Origin of the sequence: Specibacter cremeus, from assembly GCF_003946885.1 — a bacterium.
GTDB lineage: Bacteria > Actinomycetota > Actinomycetes > Actinomycetales > Micrococcaceae > Specibacter > Specibacter cremeus.
Genome location: NZ_RWKQ01000090.1, coordinates 1 through 3527, shown reverse-complemented (window position 1 = coordinate 3527; position 3527 = coordinate 1). Strand labels below are relative to the sequence as shown.

Below are 3527 nucleotides of genomic sequence, written 5' to 3'. Positions count from 1 at the left end.
ACGACACCACGCCCGCGATCCAGACCGGGCCCTCACATGCCTGCTGACCTGCTGACACGCGACTTTTCCGGGACCCTGCCGCAGGGTCGGAGAGTGGTCGGCCGAATCGGGTGCCGGATTGCCGGGCTGCGGCGATCCCCGCATTGACGCGTTCAACGATCAACTCACGCTCGTACTCGGTCAGGCTGGCCAGCATGTTCAGCATCATCCGCCCGGTTGACGTCGCTGGGTCGATTCCGTCCGAAATGGACCGGACGTGCACACCGCGTTCACGCAACAGGTTCACGGTGTTCAGGACATCAATCAGGGAACGCCCGAGCCGATCAACCCGCCAGACAACCACGGTGTCGCCGGCTTCGGCATATTCAAGCAGCTTCTTCATCCCGGGCCGCTCGATCGCGATCCTGCTTCCGGAGGTGACATCGGCGAACACGTCCCGCTTCTGCACCCCAGCAGTGAGGAGCGCATCGAGCTGAAGCTGCGCATCCTGGCTGGACGTACTCACACGGGTGTATCCCAAATGTCTCACTCCGCCATTTTGACTCAGAAACCCCTCGGTGACAAGCTCTTGAGACATTTTACGGCAAGACAAGTTTCCGAGAGATCGGGCGTCCTGGAACGACGCGACTTCACTCCCTCGCGCAAGACTCGACATCGATGTCTTGAAAAGCTGTAGCTTTACGAGACACCCACTTGGACGACTCAACGAGAATCCAGGACACCATTTACCAAAGCGAAAACGCGACCAGACCGCTTCAGGTCACACCGCGCGTTGCTCGATCCTCACGTCGGCGGGCAGGGTGGGGGACCGGCTAACGGACTTCAACGGGAAATTTAGCGTTGCGAAAAAAGCCATTTATCAATGCGATTCACACCCAGTTCGCAATGATGCAATTCAGCGATGTGCACGTCCGGTGGATGCCCGGATTATGGGCTCTTCGTAATTAAGCATGGTTGGTGGGTTTGTTCCGGTATGGGCGGTAGCCGCCTGCACTGAGCAGATTGCGCAACCGGTAGTTCGAGAAGTTCCGGAAGCCCCGGGCAATCCTGTTCCACGTCGTGAAGCTTGCCTCGACCATGGTTGACGAGGTTCGCCGCCGGGTCCAGCAAGAAACCATCGGTCACCGCGGCCGGAAAGGGGATCCGTTATTTCAGATCCGCCGATCCCTACAAATCGGCCTCGAGCACCTCACGGACAAACAGGTCGCCCGGCTGAACGCGAAGCTCGAAGCCGGGGACCCGAACCATGAAGTCACCCTCGCCTGGCAGTGCTACCAACAAGTCCGCGCCGTCTACCACGCACCACCAGAACGAGGCAGGGAACTCGTGGCCAAAGCACTGGCCGCGTTCCCGTCCTGCCCGATCCCCGAAATCGCCCGCCTCGGCCGGACATTGAAGTCCTGGCGGCAGGAGATCCTGGCCTACTTCCAAACCCAGGGCGCCTCGAACGGCCCCACCGAAGCCATCAACGGCGTCATCGAAACCACCCGCAGGATTGCCCGGGGCTTCCGGAACTTCTCGAACTACCGATTGCGCAATCTGCTCAGTGCAGGCGGCTACCGCCCATACCGGAACAAACCCACCAACCATGCTTAATTACGAAGAGCCGGATTATGGGACTCTTCGTCGACGTCTACATGGGACACACCTTACGGGGGCGTTGTGGCTGACATGTCGACAAAGGGCTGTCTATATTGGCTCCTCGAGGGACACTGTTCAATCCTGCGCTTCCTACGCTAGGAATCCAGTTCGCGTCGATCTAGACCAGATTTTCACGGAGCTATCAGGATGCTTTATCCGCCGCGACTGAGATCTCCGCCTCTGGCCGCTGAAAACGGAGGCATTCACTTTCTCCCAGTGTGGAAAACTCGCCGGTGGTGAGCGCTGCGGTGGCGGGGCTGCCGCTGTTTCGTGGTGACGGCTACGTCACTTCCCGGGGCGCCGATACAGATCGGGCTTCAAGATTTAGAGCTAGGTCGGCCAGGAATATGGCTAAGAATAGACTTAGAGAAGCCACCATCGACACAAATGTCTTGCCCGGTGACATAACCCGATAGAGGGCCTACAAGAAATTCGATCACGTTTGCAATGTCCAAAGGATCTCCAATTCTTGACAACGGGATAATATCTTCCCTTGCTTTCTTAATTTGGGGATCGGCATACATTTTTTCGGTCATCCGTGTATGAGTCATGCCGGGCGATACCACATTTACACGAATTCCGTCAGGCGCCCATTCCAACGCGAGTGTTTGGGCTAGCATTGTCAATGCTGCTTTGCTGGGGCTGTAAGCACCCGATCCGGCATGTGGTAGCTGGCCAGACATTGAAGAGGTAAAACAAGCGGAACCGCGGCTATGTCTCAAATGCGGGTAGCTTGCTTTGGCAAGAAGCCACGCGCCGCGGAGGTTGACGGAGAACATGCCGTCCCAGTCCTCAATGGATAGGTCACATATTGCGCCAGGGCTAGCAATTCCAGCATTCGCAATCAACGCGTCCAGCCCACCAAATTCGGTTACCGCAGCTCCTACAAGTTGACTTGGCACCTCGGGATCACCGAGGTCGCCCACCAATGCGATCGCGGTACCTCCCATTGACTGGATTGAACGAACAACTTGCTCTTGGCTAGTGTTCAATTCATGCCCGCACACCGCAATCATCGGCTGCACGCCCCGAGCGAGGGTCGCTTCTGCGAGTCTCAGGCATGTAGATGCGCCTATGCCGCTACTTCCGCCACTAACCAAAGCTCTCATCGCGTACACTCCTTTTATATGGATTCACTGGGGAATCACTATTAGATTACTAAAATATGAAATTCAATCATGAACTACAAAACTCAATTTGATTTATAGTTGTATTGATAATGTAATCTGGTTAGATGACTAGGTCATAACCATCGGCCGACATGACGCAGCCTTTGGCGCTGGGACTAATCCTCTAGTTTCCAGCCTTGATTTCTGAGATCGTGCATCGCCTTGTTGAACTCGTGCGCGGGGTTTTCTTCGCGAATGATCTCGAGAACAACGTTATTGACCCCGCAGGTTGTTTTGACGGCGTTGCCTAATCCTTCCCAGTCGATCACTCCAGTTCCGATTGGATCATGGCCCCATGCGTCCAAACCCGTATCAGAGATATGAACGAGTCCAATGGATTTGTGATGAGAGAGCAAACTCGCTACGGGATCCTCTTTTATATAGGCCGCATTGGCGACGTCGTACACGATCTTAAGTGAGTCATCGTTGACTGTACTTACGATAGCTGCCAGGTCCTGGATTGTAGGGGTGAAGCAATATGGAGTGTTCTCCATAAGTAGTCGTGTGCCGGCCTGTTTGGCCAGCGGAATTAGACTCTCCAGACTCTCGTACATCCATCCGTAGGTCTTTTCGAGTGACGGTGAAATCATGGGACGTCTTGTGCCGGGTGATATCACAACCTCGGGGACATCCCAACCCAGGGCCCCGGAAAGGTCGGCGAGTAGGGCTGTGACCTGCGGCTTTGTTGCCGTGTGAGCGGCGTGGCGTGGGTGACGG

The 3527-nt window shown here is 55.8% G+C and carries 3 protein-coding genes and 1 pseudogene; 1 reads left to right on the top strand and 3 read right to left on the bottom strand.

The genetic code is table 11. The annotated features are described in order from the left end of the window. On the bottom strand, positions 1-577 hold a 577-nt coding region (locus EJC77_RS20170), incomplete at its 3' end, for a recombinase family protein (RefSeq protein WP_240630397.1). Positions 578-1050: 473 nt separating this feature from the next. Here EJC77_RS20170 and EJC77_RS20165 point away from each other — a divergent pair. Next, a pseudogene (locus EJC77_RS20165) lies at positions 1051-1596 on the top strand (ISL3 family transposase); the annotation flags it as partial. Positions 1597-1958: 362 nt separating this feature from the next. Here the strand turns inward: EJC77_RS20165 and EJC77_RS20160 are convergent. After that, on the bottom strand, positions 1959-2750 hold the full coding sequence (locus EJC77_RS20160) for an SDR family NAD(P)-dependent oxidoreductase (protein WP_125617081.1): 792 nt from the start codon (positions 2748-2750) through the stop codon (positions 1959-1961). A 176-nt stretch (positions 2751-2926) separates the two neighbouring features. Continuing rightward, positions 2927-3527 (bottom strand): sugar phosphate isomerase/epimerase family protein (locus EJC77_RS20155; protein ID WP_164520513.1); only part of this gene is annotated, 601 nt, incomplete at its 5' end.

What these genes read in the sequence shown, in the direction of transcription:
- EJC77_RS20160 (WP_125617081.1), bottom strand. Translation starts at nt 2,750, where the DNA reads ATGAGAGCTTTGGTTAGTGGCGGAAGTAGCGGCATAGGCGCATCTACA.